The sequence below is a fragment of the Mycobacterium sp. DBP42 genome (genome assembly GCF_005924235.1).
Lineage (GTDB): Bacteria > Actinomycetota > Actinomycetes > Mycobacteriales > Mycobacteriaceae > Mycobacterium > Mycobacterium syngnathidarum.
Window position 1 is genome coordinate 1 of the sequence record NZ_VCMY01000007.1, and the last position, 14,449, is coordinate 14,449.

Genomic DNA, 14,449 nt, shown 5'->3' on the forward strand with positions numbered 1-14,449 from the left:
CCCCGGGAAAGCCCGCACCACCTGGCGAAACAGGACAATCCACCCACGCCTACACCCGAAAACTACTCCCCAGCAACACAACTCGACATCAGACCAAGCCCACGCCCATTTCCACGCAAAATCCGGGCTAGCCTGATGCACCATGACCGTGCAGAGACTGCAACCCTTCGCCGTCACCATCTTCGCGGAGATGTCGGCGCTGGCCAGCCGCCTGGGCGCGGTCAACCTCGGCCAGGGCTTTCCCGATGAGGACGGCCCGGCCGAAATGCTCAAAATCGCCATCGACTCGATCTCCAGCGGCCACAACCAGTACCCGCCCGGACTCGGAATCGCCGAGCTGCGTCACGCCATCGCCGGGCAGCGCGAACGCCACTACGGCATCGACTACGACCCCGACACCGAGGTGCTGGTGACCGTCGGCGCCACCGAGGCCATCGCCGCGTCGGTGCTCGGCCTGGTCGAGCCCGGCTCGGAGGTTCTGGTGATCGAGCCGTTCTACGACTCGTACTCCCCCGTGATCGCCATGGCCGGCTGCGTACGTACCGCCGTGCCGCTGGTCGCCGACGGCGCCGGATTCGGGATCGACGTCGAGGGCTTGCGCCGGGCGGTCACCCCGAAGACCCGCGCGCTGATCCTCAACTCGCCGCACAATCCGACGGGTGCGGTGGCCTCCGATGCAGAGTTACGCGCCATCGCGGCACTGGCCATCGAGCACGACCTGTTGGTGATCACCGACGAGGTGTACGAGCAGCTGGTGTTCGACGTCGAGCACTTGCCGCTGGCCGGATACCCCGGCATGGCCGAACGCACCGTGACCATCTCCAGCGCAGCCAAGATGTTCAACGTCACCGGCTGGAAAATCGGCTGGGCCTGTGGCCCTGCTGATCTGATCGCAGGGGTGCGTGCCGCCAAGCAATACCTGACTTACGTGGGCGGCAGCCCGTTCCAACCCGCGGTCGCCCATGCGCTCGATCACGAGGACGGCTGGGTGGCGCAACTGCGCCAGTCTTTCCAGGCCAGGCGCGATCGTTTGGGCAACGCATTGACCGACATCGGATTCGAGGTGCATGACAGCCGCGGCACGTACTTCCTGTGCGCCGACCCACGGCCGCTGGGCTATTCGGACAGCACGCAGTTCTGCGCCGAGCTGCCGCAGAAGGCCGGGGTGGCCGCGATCCCGATGTCAGCGTTCTGCGATCCGGAAGCCCCGCACGCCGATCTGTGGAACCACTTGGTGCGCTTCGCTTTCTGTAAGCGAGACGACACCATGGAGGAGGCGATCCGCCGCCTTCGTGCGCTGCGGGCCTAGCTTTCGTCGCTCATCGCGATGGCGCGCTCCCTGGCCGTCATCGCTCCCCAGATGCCGTAGGGCTCGGGAGCGGAGAGGGCATGCGCGCGACACCGGTCCAGCACCGGGCATGCCAGGCAGATCGCTTTGGCCGCGTTCTCCCGGCTGCGCAGCGGGCGCCCCCGAACCTCCTCCGGGAAGAACACCTCTGCCGGATGGTCCCGACACAGCCCGCGCAGCTGCCAACTCCACTCATCTAGGGCCGGCGGCGGCAGGTTGCGCGGGGAGCGATAGACCGGGATGGCCGGGCGGGCGGCGATATTGCGTATCGCCTGTGGTTCAACGACTTCCAGCGGCGGGTGGTTGTCGAAAAGCGTGCGGGACAAAGGCATTCACCCCTTTGGCGGAAGTGGCGTGTGGCCTGCCATGCTGCCAGCCAAGCCTGCGTGCCCACGTTGTCATCTTGTAAAGGATCGACGGCAGATCGCGACACTTTGCTGCCCCGTTCCGGCACACCGCGGGCGATCAAGTGGTATGCCGCGTCCCTGCCATAGCCGGCCCCAATTCGAGTAGTCCGATACTCGCGCGGAACCCCACCAAATTTGCCACCATCGTAAAGACACTGGTGGGAGGGGTAATGAACCTCGGAGTTAGAACGCTTGGGCGCGCTGGGGGACTCACGGCGGTCGCCACGTCTGCGGTGCTGGTGGTGGCGTGCAGTGCGGAGACCCACAATGATCCGCCGCCACCGCCGCCGCCGTCGAGTGGGACCTTGACCCTGCCATCCACCACGACGACCTCAGGACCGCTGACCACGTACAAGGCCCCGACGACCACCCAGAACTCAGGCGGCTACACCAGCACGACGCTTCCGTTGCCCACGACAACGCTTCCGTTGCCGACCACGACGCTTCCGTTGCCCACCACGACGTTGCCCACCACGACGACGGATAACGTTCCGGTGACATCGGATCCGCCCACCACGCAGGCACCCCCGGCGTGACCGACGAGACGAAGTCACTCACCCAATCGGCCGAGCGGTGGCTGAGCCTGGCGGCCCTGGTGGTCGCACCGACATCGCTGATCACCGGCCTGTGCTACTTCTTCGGCCTCCTCGCGATCCGCAACCGGTTGCACTATTTCGGCGTCGATCCGGCAACCGTGGGCTACACGTCGGCCGACTATGTCGTCACCACCATCGGAACGTTCTTCTTCGCATCGTTGCGGGTGCTGATCGTTCTCGCCATCCTGGTGGTGTTGGCCGTGGCTTTTCGACACGCGGCCACCACCAGGCGACGAATCACATTGCTGCGCAGCATCGCATGGGCGGTGGTCGGCCTGGGCGCGGTGGGTTTGACCGTCGCCGTGGTGTGGCTGGTATCCGATCACAGCCTGATCCAATCGGTAATCCACAATCCCACCGACATGTACATGGCGGTGACGGTCGCCGCCGGAATCGCCCTGCTGGCCGTCGGCTACTGGGCGCTGACTGCCACCGGCGTGGGCCGGTTACCGAAGGCGGCCGAGCGGGTCCTGCTCGCACTGGCGGCTGCGGGCCTGGTGGTGGCGTTGTTCTGGGTCACCGATCTGTACGCCGTCGCCCAAGGCAAGCGCAGCGGGCAGGATGCCGCAAGCAAGCTTTGGCCTGCCGACGGTGAGTACACGGCGGTGCAACTCGATACCACTGAGGCGCTGAACATTCCAGACAATCTGGTGAAGATGACAGTGCTGCCCAGCCAGGGGCCGCCGGCCGCACCCGTTTACCGTTACCAATGTCTTCGCGTCTTGGAGGCGCACGCAGGCCGCTACGTGCTGGTGCCGGCCAGGTGGTCACGAGAGCAGGGATACGCCATCACCGTGACTCCCGATTCGACACACCGCGTCACCGCGGTGGTGGATTCGACGCCCGTGGCGCCAGGGACCACAGTCGATGACTTCTGGCAATGCCCCGAGGTGGTGCGCACCTACCAGAAGTCTGACCTCGAACCGATCCTCATCGGTCCCGAGACGGCCCAGTCCCTTGTGGGCGCGGGCCAGCTCAGCACCACCGGACCCGACACCACCAGCGACACCGCACCCGCCGACGACAACCCCACTTCGTCGAAAGGTTGTGTATCCGAAGCAGATCCATCCGCCCCTCCGTCGGCGCTGCCGCCCTACCCCACAGGTGTCGCGGCGACCCGGGAACGCGAGATCACCGGCGACGGGCCGTCCGGCCGGGTGCGGTTAGGGCAACGGGCCATGATCTTCCCCGACCCCGCAGCGGCCCAGAACTTCATGGCCGCGGTACAGGAGCACTGGGGTTACTGCACGGATAGGACAGCCGCGGTGAACCGCGACGGTGAGGCTCAGCTGCGCACCCTCGGCGCACGGACAGTGCAGGAAGGCATTGTGTCGGTGACTGATTCCGCGCCGTCGAGCTCAGTGCCGGACTGCGCCCAGGCCCTGACCGCCAAGGCCAATATCGTCGTCACCGTCGACTTGTGCGGCGTAAAGGATCCAGCTCAGGCCGCTGCAGTCGCCCACGACGTGCGCAACCGGATTCCCACCGACTACTAGCGCACTGTGGCCGTCGAATTGCTGGACAGCCACCGGCTACGTCCTGGCAACGCTCACCGGCGTCGTGAATGACTCATGACACGCCGCCGCAAGCGATCGATGGCGACGTCGAGGACCAGCGCCCTCGCGCGCCGGATCAGGAACTCCGGGATCGGCATCGCGAGGTCGACGATGACGTCGAACCGCACGCGCGTCTTGTCCACCTCAGGTGTCAGGTTGTATTCAACATGCTGACCGCGCTGCTGCAGGTTGGGCTCGGCGTCCCAGACCATCCAATGGTCGCCCCAGTGAAATTCGAGTATTTCCTTGTCCGTGATTCCGAGCAGACGCATCGTCGCCTTGACGTGGTGGGGCTTGCCGTCGGGATAGCGGTCGATGACCTTGACCCGCCGATGCAACGCCGACCAGGACGGCAGCGCGTCGACGTCGGCGAGCACCTCCATGATCGCCTCCGGCGAGGCGTCGAAAACCGCCTCACGTGATGCCTGCACGGCCACACCTCCGAATCTAGCGAAGCGCGCCGCCCGAGGCGGTGATTCTGCGATGCGAGCCGGTCCGGCAGCAACCAGACCCCGATGATCAGCTGGTTTGCCTGGCCACGATCACCGGTGCGGTGGACGAATTGACCACTGCCGAGCTGACCGATCCGAGCAGCAACCCGGTGAACCCCCCGCGTCCGCGATTGCCGACCACCACCAGCTGCGCGGTCTCAGCCTGCGCCAGCAGCTGCCGCGCGGGCTTGTCAGGCATGACCACGCGGCGGACCGCAACGTCGGGATACCGCTCGCACCAGCCGGCCAACTGCTCGGCAAGCGCGCGCTCGGCCTCAGCGCTCAGGTCCTCCCACCGCACGTCGGGGAATTCGAAGTTCAGATCTGTCCAGGTGTGCACCACCACGAGTTCCACTCCGCGACGCGACGCCTCGTCGAAGGCGATCTCCGTGGCGAGTTCGGAGGCACGCGACCCATCGACCCCGACCACCACGGGCCCGTTCGGCGGTTCGGTTTCGGGGATCACCGCGACAGGGCCGTGGGCATGAGCGGCCAGGCTCGAGCTCACCGATCCGAGCAGCCGGCGACTCCACTTGCTCAGGCCGCGAGAGCCGACGACGACCAGGTCGGCCTGCCTGGAGTACTCGATCAGGGTGCCCACCGCGTGCCCGGGTACTGCTTTCGCGATGATCCGTGGTTCCTGCTGGCCGGCAATGGCCTTGACCGCGACACCGCGCGCGGCATCGAGAATCTCCTGACCGTGCTGTTCCTGATAATCCCAATAGTCTTGGGGCAGTGCGACATCCAACCAGACCGGTGATGCGGCGCCCGGCAATGCGTACACCAGTGTGAGCCCGACACCCCGCAATACCGCGGTGTGAGCCGCCCAGGCCACCGCGGCGTCCGAGGATGGTGACCCGTCAACGCCGACCACGATGCCGTGCCGGACGTCACGTTCACTCATGCGAATCTCCTTCTCGCGCGGCCCGGCAGATCATCACCGGCACCGGACTGTGGTGCAGCAGGTTCAGGCTGGTCGAACCCAGCAGGACGCCGGCCAACGCGTTGCGGCCCCTGGATCCGACCACCACGAGCCCCGAGCCGGCGACATGCTTCAGCAGCGCCTTGCCGGGCGAGTCCGGCTCGACGAAACATTTGGCGTCGACGCCCGGGTGCCGTTTGTGGTGGACGTCGACGGTCTCGGTGAGGCCGGCCAGCTCCGCGGACTCGACGCCGTCCCAGTCGATCAGCAGTGGGATGGTGACACCGGTCTCGGCCGGTGCGGCCAGCGACAACGAGCGCACGGCGTTGACGGCGAGCCCGAACCGATCGGCGAATTCGAATGCCGACTCCAATGCGGCCTGCGCGGCCGGACTGTCGTCCACCCCGACGACGACACGGCCGTCGCCCGGCGCCACCTTGTCTCCGCGGAAGGCAACCACCGGGCACGCCGCCCGGGTGGCCACCGACAGCGCCGTCGACCCGAGCAGCAATGCCGCGGCCGGGCTGACCTTCTTTCCCCCGAGGACGACCAGACGCGCGTCGGCGCCGGCGTCGATCAACACCTGGTCGGCCGGTTCGTTGAACGAGACGGTGGACACCGAGAGCTCGGGATTCTCGGCCCGCACAGCCTCGTCCGCGGCCTTGAGGAACGCCTCGGCCATATCGCGCTGATAGGACATCATCGCTGCGGTGAATGCGGCCGCCGTCTGAGTCAGATTGCGACCGACAGCGGGCAGTGCGTGCACGATGCGCAGCGGTGCGCCGAAGCGCGCCGCGACCGCGCCGGCCCACCGAGCCGCGTCCAGCGCGCCGTCACTGCCGTCGGTCCCGACTACTACGGGTGCGTTCGAAGAAGTCACACCTTCATCGTGGCCGCTGCGCGCCCCGATGGCCAGGGACCAAAGACCCCTGGTGCGGTCAGGTCCAGCCGATGTCGGCGATATCGGTGCTCGACTGCGGGGGCTGGCCGGGCATGCCCGCCGAGGTTCGGGAGAACCGCGGCGCCGGGGCGGCCTGTGCGACACCGTCGACGGTGATCAGCGTCGACCGGTCCAGCAGATGCTCGCTCTCGGCGGCCTCACCCCAGGTGAGCACCGGTGTCACGCAGGCGTCGGTGCCCGCGAAGATCGCGGTCCACTCGTCGCGGGTCTTGGTGGCGAACCGCTCGGTGAAGATGGCCCGCATCTCGTCGTACCGGGTCAGCTCGAACTGGCCGGGGATTTCGTCGGCATCCAGGCCCAGACCGGCCACCAACTGCGCGAAGAACTGCGGCTCGATCGACCCGACCGCCATATGGCCGCCGTCGGCAGTCTCATACGTCCGGTAATAGGGGGCGCCCCCGTCGAGCAAGAAGGATTCACGTTCGTCACGCAACGAACCGGTGGCCCGCATGGTCCACATCATCTGCGACAGCATGCTGACCCCGTCGACCATCGCGGCATCGACGACCTGGCCCTTGCCGGAGCGCTCCCGCTCGTAGAGCGCAGTGACAATGCCTATGACGACGAGCATCGACCCACCGCCGAAATCGGCGACCAGGTTCAGCGGGGCCACCGGCGGGCGGTCACGGTAACCGATCGCCGAGAGCGCACCCGTCTGCGACAGGTAGTTGATGTCGTGGCCGGCCGTGGTGGCCAGCGGTCCGTCCTGCCCCCAGCCGGTGATCCGGGCAAAGATCAGCCGCGGGTTGACGGCTTCGCAATCGGCCGGACCGATGCCGAGTCGCTCACAGGTTCCCGGCCGGAAACAGTCCAGCAGCACATCGGCTTTGGCGACCAGGTCCAGCAGCTTGCCCGGTTCGCTCTTCACATCGAGGTCGACGATGCGCTTGCCGCGGTGCAGCAGGTCGACATTCTCGGCGGGCATGGTCAGGCCACCCGGCCGGCGCACCCGCACCACGTCGGCGCCCAGGTCCGACAGCATCATCGCGGCGTGTGGCCCGGGGCCGATGCCCCCGAGTTCGATAACTCGCACTCCGGCGAGCGGTCCGGTGTTGGTCATGCGAGGCACACTAAAGGATGGCTGAAAACCTCTACACCGTCGGTGACTATCTGCTGGACCGCCTCGCCGAACTCGGCGTGACGGAGGTCTTCGGCGTGCCCGGCGATTATCAGCTGGAATTCCTCGACCACATCCTGGCTCACCCGACGCTTCGCTGGGTGGGCGGCGCCAACGAGCTCAACGCCGGCTATGCGGCCGACGGCTACGGCCGGCTGCGCGGTATGGCCGCGTTGGTCACCACATTTGGGGTCGGCGAGCTGTCGGCGGCGAACGCAGTCGCGGGCAGCTACGCCGAGCACGTGCCGGTGGTCCACATCGTCGGCGCGCCGTCCAAGGATTCCCAAGGTGCCCGGCGCATCGTGCACCACACGCTCGGCGACGGCGACTTCGAGCACTTCCTGCGGATCAGCCGCGAGATCACCTGTGCGCAAGCCAATCTGGCGCCCGCCACGGCGACCCGGGAGATCGACCGCGTGCTCTCGGAAGTGCGCGAGCAGAAGCGTCCCGGCTACCTGTTGATCGCCACCGACGTAGCCCGCTTCCCCACCGAACCTCCCGCCGCACCGCTGCCCCGCTACACCGGCGGGACGAGTCCGCGCGCCCTGTCGATGTTCACCGCGGCTGCCGCCGAACTGATCGGTGATCACCGACTGACGGTGCTCGCCGATTTCCTGGTGCACCGGATGGGCTGCGTCGACGAACTCGGTGCACTGCTGGGGGCCGACACCGTAGGGCACGCCACCTTGATGTGGGGCAAGAGCCTGGTCGATGAGAGTTCGCCCAACTATCTGGGCATCTATGCCGGTGCGGCCAGCGAGGTTTCGGTGCGCGAGGCGATCGAGGAAGCCCCGGTCCTGGTGACCGCGGGGGTGTTGTTCACCGACATGGTCAGCGGGTTCTTCAGCCAACGCATCGACCCGGCCCGCACCATCGACATCGGCGTCAACCAGAGCGTGGTGGCCGGGCAGGTGTACGCGCCGCTGGACATGGCGGCCGCGCTCGAGGCCATCACCGCGATCCTCACCGGACGCGGCATAACCTCACCGGCCTTGCCGCCCTTGCCCGCCCGAACCACGACCGAGCCACCTGCCCCGGACGTGGCGCTGACTCAGGAAACCCTGTGGGACAGGCTCTCTGAGGCATTGACCCCGGGCAACGTGGTACTCGCCGATCAGGGCACGTCGTTCTACGGAATGGCCGGACACCGGCTGGCCTCCGGGGTGACGTTCATCGGCCAGCCGCTGTGGGGATCGATCGGCTACACCCTGCCCGCCGCGCTGGGCGCCGGACTCGCCGACCGGGACCGCCGCACGGTGCTGCTGATCGGTGACGGCGCGGCCCAGTTGACCATCCAGGAGTTGGGCACGTTCGGCCGCGAGGGGCTGGCCCCCGTCGTGGTGTTGGTCAACAACGACGGCTACACCGTCGAACGCGCGATCCACGGCGTCACAGCCGAATACAACGACATCACCGGCTGGCGCTGGACCGAGCTGCCCGCCGCACTCGGCGTACCCGATGCGCTGACCTTCCGGGCCAGCACCTACGGCGAACTCGATGACGCGCTCACCACCGCGGCGGCCACGCCCGATCGCATGGTGCTCGTCGAGGTGATGCTGGGCCGCATGGACATTCCGCCCCTGCTGACCGAGTTGGCCCAGTCCGCCTCGGACGCCAACTCAAGCTAGTCCGGACGGCCCGGGGCGTCAGCCCTTCTTGACCTTGAGCACCTGCTTGCGCAGTCCGTCGGTGGCGGTTTCCACGCCGCCCTTCATGGTCCGCTTGAGGATGAAGCCCGGCAGCGGCACCGACAGGTCGATCGTGATGTCGAATCGGACCTTGGTCTTGTCGCCCTGGGGCGTCAGGGTGTAGCCGGCGTCCTGAGCCTTGAGCTGGCCGGCGCGCACGAGGGTCCAGCTGACCTTGTTCTCACTCCAGGTGTATTCGATCACCTGCTCGTCGGTCAGCCCTGCGGCCTTGACGGTCATCTTGACCTGCTTGGGCCGGCCATCGTCGTAGCGCTCGAGGACCTCGGCGCGCTGGTATTGCGGCGACCAGCTCGGCGTCGCCTCCACATCGGCCACAACGTCGAGGATCTCCTGCGGGGTCGCCTCGATGACTACTTCACGGGAATCGCTGGTTGCCATGCGGCGAGATTACTCGGCGCTAGGCTCACGAATATGAGCAATGCCGTCGATCCGACCGCTCGCCCCAGCGGACCCGGATGTGCGGAGTGCGTCGCCGATGGTGGCTGGTGGGTGCACCTGCGGCGTTGTGCCGCGTGCGGGCATATCGGTTGCTGTGACGATTCGCTGGCCCGGCACGCGTCGGCGCACTGGCGAGAGTCGGGGCATCCGGTCATCCGCTCGTTCGAGCCGGGCGAGAGTTGGTTCTGGAACTTCGAGACCAACGACTACGCCACCGGACCCGAGCTCGCACCGCCGCAGCATCATCCGACCGATCAGCCGGTACCGGGCCCGAAAGGACGCGTACCCAAGGACTGGGCCGAGCAGCTGCGCAACCGCTAATTGCCCAGCACTGCCTTGGCTGCGTTGTAGCCGGGGATGAAGGTGATTCCCGGCCCACCGTGGCACCCGGCACTGGCCAGATACAGGCCGTCGATGGGAATCGGTTGGCCGACATACCCTTTGGGTCCAGGCCGGTTGGGCCCCATCTGTTCTGGATGAATCAGCCCGTGGCAGTAGTCGCCGCCCGGCGCGCCGAACATGGTGCCCATGTGCCGCGGGGTGAAGGTGGTGTGCCGGATGATCCGGCGCTCGAAATCCGGCGCCAACCTGGTGATCTTCTCGATGACCCGTTGACCCATCTCGGCTTTCGTGTCGCCGTAGCCCGAGGTGGACTCCTCGACCGGGAACCACAGCGCGAACGCCGATGCCGCGTGCTTGCCTGCCGGCGCCAGCGTCGGATCGTGCGCCGACGGAATCTGGAAGGCGATCGCGGGATCGGCGGGCACGATCCCGCGGCGGGCATCCTGCCACTGCTGCTGCAGTTCTTCCGGGGTACTGAAAAGCCCGATGGCGGCCTGCATCTCAGGGTCGTTGAGCATCTCGTAGGGAGCCTCGAAAGTGGGGGCGCCGTCGAGTGCGAAGTGCATCTGCAGGTAGCTGCCACGGTGATCAATGTGGGTGAACCGCTCACGCACGTCGGCCGGCAGCGCCTCGGGGTCGATCAGCTTGGTGACAGTGGTGTCCGGGGCGATCGCCGACACCACGACGGGCGCGGTGATCGTCGTGCCGTCGGCCAGTCGCACTCCGGTGATCCGGCCGGCATCGACCGATATCCGCTCGACGCTGCTGCGCAACCGCAGCTCGCCACCGGCGGCGGTGAGCTGGGCGTGCAGGTGTTCGGTCAGTGCGCCGATTCCGCCCGCCAGCTTCTTCATCAGCATGGCGTTCTCGTCGGGCACCGCGAGTCCGTAGGCGAGCGCTGCCGCACTGCCCGGTGTCTCAGGTCCGCGGTAGGTGGTGTTGACCGCCAGGAAGGCCAGCATGCCGCGCAACGCGCCGTGCTTGTCCCGGTCCGGCAGATACCGGTCCAGGACGTCGCTGACCGATCCGAACAGCAGGTCGTCGATCGCCGCGCGCTCGGATTCCGTTGCCGCGCAGGCATACATCTCATCGAGCGTGCGTGGTGGGCGTCCCGCGTCGAATCGGCCCAGCGCCCGGGTGGGCGCCACGCTCCAAGCCATCAGCCCGGCCATCCCGGCCACCGCGTCGGCACCGTGGACCTCGCCCAGATGGGCGAGCATCTGCACCGGGTCGGCGTAATAGACGACCGGCGCGTCACCGATTCCCCGCAGGGACACCGACATGACCTCCAGGTCCACGGTCTGCAAGGTGTCCAGCCCGAGCTCGGTACTGACCACCGCCGAGGTGGGGAACTGCAGCGACCCGGCGATCTCGAACCGGTAGCCGTCGAACAACTCGACGGTCGAGGCCATGCCACCGGCGTACCGTCCGGCCTCCAGACACAGGGTGCGCATTCCCGCCCGCGCCAGCAGGGCCGCAGCGGCCAGCCCGTTGTGCCCGGCCCCGATCACGATCGCGTCGTAGTCCGCCATCGACTGAGGCTGACACCCAGCCCAATGTTTTGTCAATAATGACAAAACATCAGGCGATCCCGGTGCGGAGCTCTTCCAGCGCGGTCCGGCACATCCGCGCCAGCTCGGGCAACGACCGCTCTCCCGCCTGGTCGCCGACCATCCACAGCTCCATGGCGCCGAACACCGCGGCCGCAACGCACCTGGCCGTCACGACGATCCGCAGCCGGTCATCCCCGAGCGGCACCTCACCGCTGCGGGCCACCAGTAGTTCGGCCACCGCATCGGCGAAGTCGGATTCCACCTGGCGGATGTGCCGCACGATCCGGTCGGGGTCGAGTTCGACCGCGCGCATGCCGGCGATCTTCGTCACCGCGTCGACGTCATATGGGAAGGCAAGGACCGCCGACTGCACCGAGTCGAGGATCGATTCGGTCGCCGGTCGCTCGGCCAGCGCGGCGCGAAACCAATGCAGGCCCGCGTCGTAATCGGCGAACAGCAGGTCGTGCTTGGACGTGAAATGCCGATAGAAGGTGCGCAGCGACACCCCGGCGTCGGCGGCGATCTGTTCGGCCGAGGTGTCCTCGACACCCTGGGCGAGAAACCGCACCAACGCGGCCTGCCGCAGCGCCTCGCGCGTGCGCTCACTGCGGGCGGTCTGCGCGGGCCTGGCCATGGCAGTGAAAGTACCGCACCGCCGCCGCTCCGGCGGTGCACAAAATGTCAATATTGACAAAACATCGGATCAAGAGTGTGCTCACGGCATGGTGTCGCTCATCGTTCATGCAGTGCTGGGCGTGGCCGTCGTCGCGCTCGTCATCCGGCTCAACCCACAGGTCTTCTCGCGCCCGCCCGGACCGGCGCTGTCCGGTGTCGAGCTGGCCTTCTACCTCGTCGGCCTCGCCTCGATCCCGATCTGCTGGTACTTCAACATGCGGTTCGTCGCGGATTACGCCCAGCCGGGCGGCAACCCGATCTGGGGGCCGGGAAGTTGGCAAGAGTTCATCGCGCTCGGGTACACCAACCCGGCCGCCGGCTCAGCCAGTGCCGACTACACGATCGCCAATGTCATTCTGCTGCCGCTGTTTACGATCATCGACGGGCTACGGCGCGACATCCGCCACCCCTGGCTGTTCTTCGTGTCCAGCCTGTTCACCAGCTTCGCTTTCGCGTTCGCCTTCTACTTCGCCACGATCGAGCGGCAACGCCGCCACCAGTTGGCCGACGTCGCCGTCGGCTAACCGCGCTACCGCGCCGCCTGTGCCCTCGCCCGCAGCCGGGACTGGGCCCACCCCAGCACGTCGTAGTAGCGGGTGGGCGCGACGCGGGCCAGGATGTCGAATGCGTACGCGTCCGGCCCGATCAGAATCCGGGCCTTACCCGCCTCAACGCCACGGTGGATGACCTCGGCAGCCTTGTCGGGTTGGGTCATGGTGATCGCGGCGAACTCCTCGACCATCTGGTCGTGATCGCGGCCGCGGCCTTCGGGATCCCTGCGGAACCGGGCGTTGCGGACGATGTTGGTGTTGATACCCCCGGGGTGAACGTTGATCGCCGTCACTCCCGTGCCGCGGAGCTCCTGGCGCAGGGAGTCGGTGAACCCGCGCACGGCGAACTTGGCCGAACAGTAGGCACTTTGATTCGGCATCCCGACCAACCCGAACACGCTTGAGGTGTTCACGATGACGCCTGCGTCCTGCTCGACCAGGATCGGCAGGAACGCTCTGGTGCCGTTGACAACGCCGTGAAAGTTGATGTCCCACAACCAGTTGTCGTCCTCGGGCACCGACTCCAGCACACTGGAGGACACCGCGACGCCGGCGTTGTTGAACACGGCGCCGATCGGCTGCGGAGCCCACGCCCGCACCTCACCGGCGAACTCGCGCTGGGCTTCGGCATCCCGCACATCGAGCGTCCTGGTCAGCACCGGGCCGGGTAGGCCGGCCGCGGTGTCCTTCAAGCCAGCCTCGTCGACGTCGGCGATGGCCACCGGGCACGAATGCGACGACAGCCGCTGAGCCAACGCACGTCCGATGCCCGATGCCGCGCCGGTGATCACCACGGTGCGACCGCTGATGGTGCGGCGCTTGCTCACTGCTGGTCCTTCGGTTCGGTGTGACCGGCGATGGCACTCGCGATGTGGTCACCGACGAGGTCGAGTAGTCCGCCCCACGCTCCGGCAGGCAGGTCGTGACCCATACCGACGATGGTTTCCAGCCGGGCACCGGGGATTGCCCGCGCAGTGGCGGCACCCCCGGTGGGGTGCACCATGCGGTCACGGTCGCCGTGGATCACCAGGGTGGGCACGTCGATCTGACGCAGTTCGGCCGTGCGATCCCCCGAGGCGAAGATTCCGGCCAGCTGCCGTGCCACCCCGGCGGGCCTGGGGTCGCGGTCCCAGTCGATGCCGGCCTTCTCCCGCACCCAGGCCTCGTCGAACGGATACCCGTGAGAGCCGATGTGGCGGAACATCTTCACGTCCGCTTCCATCGCCTCGGCACGCGACCTCGGCGGTTTCGCAGTCGCCAGCCGCCACCATGTCGAGGGAGCCGGCCTGCCGATGCGCGGCGCGCCCGTGTTCGACATGATCGACGTCAGCGTCGCGACGCGACCCGGATAGTGGGCGGTGACGGTCTGGGCGATCATGCCCCCCATCGACACCCCGACCAGGTGCGCCCGGTGGTAGCCGAGGGCATCGAGTAGGCCGACGGTATCGCGGGCCATGTCGCCGAGGTGGTACTGGTCCGGGTGGCTGCCGCCACGAAGTATCCCGAGCGGGCCCGGCGCCGGGAACTGCATGTGGCTGGATCGCCCCACATCGCGGTTGTCGAACCGGGTGACGCGGTAGCCACGATCGGCGAGACCGGTGACGAATCCGTCCGGCCAGGAGTGCAACTGCTGCCCGAGACCGGCGATCAGCAGGACCGGCGGATCGCCGGGATCACCGAACTGCTGGTAGCACAACTGGACTCCGCGTCCGACGTCGACGACGGTCTGTTCGCCGGCCTGTGCCATATCCAAACCCCTTACTGGTACCGCGCTGTACCAACG

General features: G+C 67.3%; 16 protein-coding genes. 5 read left to right on the forward strand and 11 right to left on the reverse strand.

Going from position 1 to position 14,449, the window contains the following annotated elements; all coding sequences use genetic code 11:
* Nucleotides 1-142 precede the first annotated feature (142 nt).
* Complete coding sequence (locus E0T84_RS09870) at nt 143-1,309, forward strand: pyridoxal phosphate-dependent aminotransferase (RefSeq protein ID WP_138744348.1); 1,167 nt, start codon at nt 143-145, stop codon at nt 1,307-1,309.
* Here E0T84_RS09870 and E0T84_RS09875 read toward each other — a convergent pair.
* Nucleotides 1,306-1,680 (reverse strand): WhiB family transcriptional regulator, encoded by a 375-nt coding sequence (locus E0T84_RS09875; protein ID WP_083339449.1) that lies wholly within the window; start codon nt 1,678-1,680, stop codon nt 1,306-1,308. The genes E0T84_RS09870 and E0T84_RS09875 overlap by 4 nt on opposite strands.
* A 460-nt stretch (nt 1,681-2,140) precedes the next feature.
* Entirely contained in the window at nt 2,141-2,272 is a 132-nt protein-coding gene (locus tag E0T84_RS32570) for a hypothetical protein (protein ID WP_255740232.1), read from the reverse strand.
* A gap of 15 nt (nt 2,273-2,287) precedes the next feature.
* Here E0T84_RS32570 and E0T84_RS09880 point away from each other — a divergent pair, with 15 nt between their 5' ends.
* A complete protein-coding gene (locus tag E0T84_RS09880; protein ID WP_138744349.1) occupies nt 2,288-3,847 on the forward strand; it encodes a sensor domain-containing protein in 1,560 nt (519 codons plus the stop codon).
* Between the two features lie 53 nt (nt 3,848-3,900).
* Here E0T84_RS09880 and E0T84_RS09885 read toward each other — a convergent pair whose 3' ends face one another.
* The 4 genes from E0T84_RS09885 to E0T84_RS09900 all read right to left on the reverse strand — a co-directional run bounded on the left by E0T84_RS09885 (nt 3,901) and on the right by E0T84_RS09900 (nt 7,341).
* Entirely contained in the window at nt 3,901-4,344 is a 444-nt protein-coding gene (locus E0T84_RS09885) for an SRPBCC family protein (protein WP_138744350.1), read from the reverse strand.
* 82 nt (nt 4,345-4,426) lie between these two features.
* Entirely contained in the window at nt 4,427-5,302 is an 876-nt protein-coding gene (locus E0T84_RS09890) for a universal stress protein (RefSeq protein ID WP_138744351.1), read from the reverse strand.
* A complete protein-coding gene (locus tag E0T84_RS09895) occupies nt 5,295-6,200 on the reverse strand; it encodes a universal stress protein (RefSeq protein WP_138744352.1) in 906 nt (301 codons plus the stop codon). Before E0T84_RS09895 ends, E0T84_RS09890 begins: the two co-directional genes overlap by 8 nt.
* 58 nt (nt 6,201-6,258) lie before the next feature.
* Complete coding sequence (locus tag E0T84_RS09900) at nt 6,259-7,341, reverse strand: CaiB/BaiF CoA-transferase family protein (RefSeq protein ID WP_138744353.1); 1,083 nt, start codon at nt 7,339-7,341, stop codon at nt 6,259-6,261.
* Between the two features lie 17 nt (nt 7,342-7,358).
* Between E0T84_RS09900 and E0T84_RS09905 the strand changes: the two genes are divergently transcribed.
* The gene (locus E0T84_RS09905; protein ID WP_138744354.1) at nt 7,359-9,026 is read left to right on the forward strand and encodes an alpha-keto acid decarboxylase family protein; all 1,668 of its coding nucleotides are present in this window, start codon (nt 7,359-7,361) and stop codon (nt 9,024-9,026) included.
* 18 nt (nt 9,027-9,044) lie between these two features.
* On the opposite strand, the gene E0T84_RS09910 is transcribed toward E0T84_RS09905, so the two are convergent.
* The gene (locus E0T84_RS09910; protein WP_138744355.1) at nt 9,045-9,485 is read right to left on the reverse strand and encodes an SRPBCC family protein; all 441 of its coding nucleotides are present in this window, start codon (nt 9,483-9,485) and stop codon (nt 9,045-9,047) included.
* A gap of 33 nt (nt 9,486-9,518) precedes the next feature.
* Between E0T84_RS09910 and E0T84_RS09915 the strand changes: the two genes are divergently transcribed.
* A complete protein-coding gene (locus tag E0T84_RS09915) occupies nt 9,519-9,866 on the forward strand; it encodes a UBP-type zinc finger domain-containing protein (protein ID WP_138744356.1) in 348 nt (115 codons plus the stop codon).
* Here the strand turns inward: E0T84_RS09915 and E0T84_RS09920 are convergent.
* Together E0T84_RS09920 and E0T84_RS09925 are read right to left on the reverse strand one after the other, a co-directional pair.
* On the reverse strand, nt 9,863-11,419 hold the full coding sequence (locus E0T84_RS09920; protein WP_138744357.1) for an NAD(P)/FAD-dependent oxidoreductase: 1,557 nt from the start codon (nt 11,417-11,419) through the stop codon (nt 9,863-9,865). The genes E0T84_RS09915 and E0T84_RS09920 overlap by 4 nt on opposite strands.
* Nucleotides 11,420-11,468: 49 nt before the next feature.
* Nucleotides 11,469-12,074, reverse strand: coding sequence for a TetR/AcrR family transcriptional regulator (locus E0T84_RS09925; protein ID WP_138744358.1), 606 nt, complete (start codon nt 12,072-12,074; stop codon nt 11,469-11,471).
* Nucleotides 12,075-12,162: 88 nt separating this feature from the next.
* Between E0T84_RS09925 and E0T84_RS09930 the strand changes: the two genes are divergently transcribed.
* Nucleotides 12,163-12,639 (forward strand): DUF2834 domain-containing protein, encoded by a 477-nt coding sequence (locus E0T84_RS09930; protein ID WP_138744359.1) that lies wholly within the window; start codon nt 12,163-12,165, stop codon nt 12,637-12,639.
* A 5-nt stretch (nt 12,640-12,644) separates the two neighbouring features.
* On the opposite strand, the gene E0T84_RS09935 is transcribed toward E0T84_RS09930, so the two are convergent.
* Both E0T84_RS09935 and E0T84_RS09940 read right to left on the reverse strand, forming a co-directional pair.
* Nucleotides 12,645-13,493 carry an SDR family oxidoreductase gene (locus tag E0T84_RS09935; protein ID WP_138744360.1) on the reverse strand — a complete coding sequence of 283 codons (849 nt, stop codon included), beginning with the start codon at nt 13,491-13,493 and terminating at the stop codon, nt 12,645-12,647.
* Nucleotides 13,490-14,413, reverse strand: a complete 924-nt coding sequence (locus E0T84_RS09940) for an alpha/beta fold hydrolase (protein ID WP_138744361.1) — start codon at nt 14,411-14,413, stop codon at nt 13,490-13,492. The genes E0T84_RS09935 and E0T84_RS09940 overlap by 4 nt, the downstream gene beginning before the upstream one ends.
* Nucleotides 14,414-14,449: the final 36 nt, after the last annotated feature.

Bases quoted from the DNA above. Each gene is read 5' to 3' on its own strand.
- E0T84_RS09920 (WP_138744357.1), bottom strand. From the start codon at position 11,419: ATGGCGGACTACGACGCGATCGTGATCGGGGCCGGGCACAACGGGCTG.
- E0T84_RS09875 (WP_083339449.1), bottom strand. From the start codon at position 1,680: ATGCCTTTGTCCCGCACGCTTTTCGACAACCACCCGCCGCTGGAAGTC.
- E0T84_RS09870 (WP_138744348.1), top strand. From the start codon at position 143: ATGACCGTGCAGAGACTGCAACCCTTCGCCGTCACCATCTTCGCGGAG.
- E0T84_RS09910 (WP_138744355.1), bottom strand. From the start codon at position 9,485: ATGGCAACCAGCGATTCCCGTGAAGTAGTCATCGAGGCGACCCCGCAG.
- E0T84_RS09925 (WP_138744358.1), bottom strand. From the start codon at position 12,074: ATGGCCAGGCCCGCGCAGACCGCCCGCAGTGAGCGCACGCGCGAGGCG.
- E0T84_RS09905 (WP_138744354.1), top strand. From the start codon at position 7,359: ATGGCTGAAAACCTCTACACCGTCGGTGACTATCTGCTGGACCGCCTC.
- E0T84_RS09940 (WP_138744361.1), bottom strand. From the start codon at position 14,413: ATGGCACAGGCCGGCGAACAGACCGTCGTCGACGTCGGACGCGGAGTC.
- E0T84_RS09930 (WP_138744359.1), top strand. From the start codon at position 12,163: ATGGTGTCGCTCATCGTTCATGCAGTGCTGGGCGTGGCCGTCGTCGCG.
- E0T84_RS09890 (WP_138744351.1), bottom strand. From the start codon at position 5,302: ATGAGTGAACGTGACGTCCGGCACGGCATCGTGGTCGGCGTTGACGGG.
- E0T84_RS09915 (WP_138744356.1), top strand. From the start codon at position 9,519: ATGAGCAATGCCGTCGATCCGACCGCTCGCCCCAGCGGACCCGGATGT.
- E0T84_RS09900 (WP_138744353.1), bottom strand. From the start codon at position 7,341: ATGACCAACACCGGACCGCTCGCCGGAGTGCGAGTTATCGAACTCGGG.